2 protein-coding genes are annotated in these 3,638 nt (G+C 34.1%); one reads left to right on the plus strand and one right to left on the minus strand.

Annotation, left to right across the window (positions count from 1 at the left end):
- Nucleotides 1-508: 508 nt before the first annotated feature.
- The gene (locus tag AC3DU7_RS28410; protein WP_488042609.1) at nucleotides 509-2,104 is read right to left on the minus strand and encodes a DUF6492 family protein; all 1,596 of its coding nucleotides are present in this window, start codon (nucleotides 2,102-2,104) and stop codon (nucleotides 509-511) included.
- A 521-nt stretch (nucleotides 2,105-2,625) separates the two neighbouring features.
- Between AC3DU7_RS28410 and AC3DU7_RS28415 the strand changes: the two genes are divergently transcribed.
- Nucleotides 2,626-3,638: DUF4403 family protein (locus tag AC3DU7_RS28415; RefSeq protein WP_488042610.1), on the plus strand; the 1,013-nt coding region annotated here is incomplete at its 3' end.

Here is a 3,638-nt window from a genome sequence, read left to right on the forward strand (position 1 = left end):
GCTAGTGGCTATCAGTAAAACTATAACGTTTGAGTTGAGATACTTCCACCCTGGTGCAAATCATTCTGAACGCCACCAAAAAATGGAGATAGAGGTATGTAGGTAACAAACAACCTCCCCTCCACTCTCCAGTTATGGAGGCTCACAAAATGTTGAAAGTAGCTATCAGTAAAACTATAACGTTTGAGTTAAGATACTTCCACCCTGGTACAAATCATTCTGAACGCCACCAAAAAATGGAGATAGAGGTATGTAGGTAACAAGCAACCTTCCCTCCACTCTCCAGTTATGGAGGCTCACAAAATGTTGAAAGTAGCTATCAGTAAAACTATAACGTTTGAGTTAAGATACTTCCACCCTGGTACAAATCATTCTGAACGCCACCAAAAAATGGAGATAGAGGTATGTAGGTAACAAGCAACCTTCCCTCCACTCTCCAGTTATGGAGGCTCACAAAATGTTGAAGGTGGCTATGAGCAACAACAGTAAAATAGGAGCAAAATCTATTTCACTTGATTGCCACTAATATCATATCCACCTCTTGAATAAGATTATTATATAAAGCACTCTGTTCCAAGAGATACTCTGTATCATTAACCCGATCGCTCTCGCGTTCATACCAAAATTCACTAGGAAGATAACGAACCTCTGCCAACTCAAAATTCACACCTAAATACATACCTAGTGGTGTAGTAGGATATCCTTTAGCCTGTCGCTCCTGGTTTAGTTTTTGAGAAAACATACTTAAACCATAGGGTGTGATTGGACGTACATGAGTAGGATCGTGTAAAAGATTATCGTGGCGATGGTGAGGTACTTTAATATGCACCTTAGCCCCTAGCTTACATACTCTATATATTTCCTGAATAATTTTGAGGTAGATTTCTGTTTGTTGTCCTAAATGCTCCAATACATGACTCATTTCAATTTCTTCCACGCTATTATCATCCCACGGCCAAGGGAATGTTTCTAAATCTAAGGTAACATCAGGACTTCCAAACTTATCTACATTAATGTAACCATCTAGATGTCTTGCTCCGCATCCCAGATTTAAATATAAGTCAGATTTAAACTTGCGGGGGTTCCAAGGAGAACGTTGCTCTTCAATATGAGTGTTTTTTCGATCTTTCTTTAGATGTCGCGGACTACTTTCAAAAGATAAAGATGAAGGAAGATGGTCTGAGTCATATTTCTCTGCAATAAAAGATTCTACTTCCTGATATGAAGGAGAAAAGAAAATCTGATGAGATACTATAGATTGGTAACTATTAATTTCATGAGAAAATACCCTTGAGTTATAACTCCTGAGTGAAGTAGAAAATAGACCAGTGCCGTCATCAAAGAATCTCTCAGTAGTAGCTCCGTAATTTTCATAGGGATGGAAGGCCAAGTCAGTAGGAGCTTTCGCAGCTACCCATGAAGTGTAAGACCAGTATTCACTAAAAGTTTCAAACTTATTCGCAGAGCGCATCATCAACAGCAACCAATTATCCTCAGATTGAAAATAGTTTTTAATTTGCTGTTTAAAAGATTCCAGATGCTCCTGCTTAAACCACATATGATGTGGAACAAAAGTAGCATTTTTATCTGTCAGTGGCTCAACCCCCAATACCGAAGTAATCCATCCAGCCCACTTCGATACAATATGAGGATTACCATATCTATTATCTTGAAGAAGTGCAAATGTGTGTCCTGTAGTTTGGCGATCGCTACTGATTAGTGGCCAAGTATTGACTGGAAGTAAATCGCTATCCCAGACAACAAACCATTCACTCAAATTTTCAATACCTTCATTAGCACCAAGTTTTAATAATTGTTGGTAAAACCAACCAGGATTATATAGTGATTTACCTAAGTCCAGCTCTGAGCAAATTGCTTCTTTTGTCAAACCACTATTTTGAAAAAATAATTCTTCTTTGTGGTTATAGACGGGAGCAACTTGCCATTCCTTTACCTTTTGCTCTAGGGATATAGCTTCATTTTCTGGGGCTATTATATGGATGGCCCGAGGTTTGTAGTGATGAGTAATTCCTTCTAAAACAGCTTGGGTATTCCAACGAATTTTGTAGAGCGGGATAACAAAGTCGAATGTTTCTTTTGACATGATTTGAGATAATTTCTTCTATTTGCTTCAGATTAGTTGACTTTCTGAGTTTTTCCACTCAGAAAACTTTTAATTCTTTGCCAATACTGAACAAGGAAATAAGATATCTTATTCAAAAATGTTCTATTTTGTCAAATTTTTATTGTAAGTATTAAGTATTCAGTATTCACTTTTTACTTAGTAATTCTGTGCAGATAGGTTTTGAATGTAATAATCATTTACTAAGTTGAGATAATAATTTTTATTTACCTGCGGAATACTGTGCAAAAATAACTTTTAATTATTTTTATAGACTAATCTTTATTTCCGATAAAATAAGTTTCTAATTTAGATGATGCTTTTATATGGAAGGTGAAAAACAAGTGCTATTAGAAAGATAAATATGATTCAGCTATTAGCTAGTAAATTGTAAAAAACAAACCTTGTAATTCCATTCAAAGTTTATGTCAATCAAATCAATGAAAAAAATCACTATTCCACTAATAATAAAATTTTCTATTTTAATGATATTAGTACTAATTATGATTATTTTTTCTTCGAGAGCAGCTTTTAAAGGAATAGATATTCAACCTAAATTGCCGGACTTGACATCAGTTAATACATTACAAGTTGAACGTAGTGAAAGTATATTAAATCTACCTGTAAAAATTCCTTTATCTAACATTGAGAAAGAATTAAACCTGAATATTCCTCAGACTTTTGTGGGCACAGAATCTGACCCTACGGATTTGCTCTCTAATGATAATCTTACCTACGAAATTAATCGCCAAGATTTGAGTATTGGTACTAAAAGTAATTTGATAAATTTTTCAATACCGATATCAGGAACTGCAAGAATAAAGGGGAAAATAAATTTACATTTTACTAAGATTCCAGTTAGTGCGCGGACAAATATTGTAGGTACAATTTTTGGCGATCTTTCTTTAGGAATAGATAATGAATGGAATATTCAACCGAATCTAAATGTATCGACTAATTTAACTAAGGCAGAAGTACCGATAAAAAATATTGGCACTATTAGTATTCGTAGTCTTCTGAAAAAACAGGTGGATAAGGCTATTAATAAAGACAAGCCTAAATTAATCGCTGAAATTGTTAAAAATTTAAACCTAAAGGCAGAAGTCACAAAACAATGGAATAATTTGCATTTGTCAGAAAGAGTAAATCAAGACCCTTCAATTTGGATTAAAACTGAACCACAGAATGTTAGTTTTAAGGAGTTTGATTTGAGTGATGGTGAAAATGTTCAGTCTGGAATTGCTATTAAGATGTTTGTCGATACTTGTATATGTAAAGAAGCTCCTTTTATTAATTTTAAACCGTTACCTAATCTCACTATTCAAGAGCAGATAATAGATAAGTTTTTAATAAATTTACCTGTGCAAGTTTCTGTTGATGAATTGAATAATACTCTTCAATCTAAAGTTAGGGGTAAGTCTTTATCTATTGATGAAAATCTGAATTTCATTGTTAATCAAATTAATTTATCTGCATCAGGTGAAAAAATTCTTGTTAAGGTTGATTTTAAGGCTGA

It is taken from the genome of Okeania sp. (assembly GCF_983059655.1).

Coding starts and splice junctions, on each gene's coding strand:
- AC3DU7_RS28410 (WP_488042609.1), bottom strand. CDS start 2,104: ATGTCAAAAGAAACATTCGACTTTGTTATCCCGCTCTACAAAATTCGT.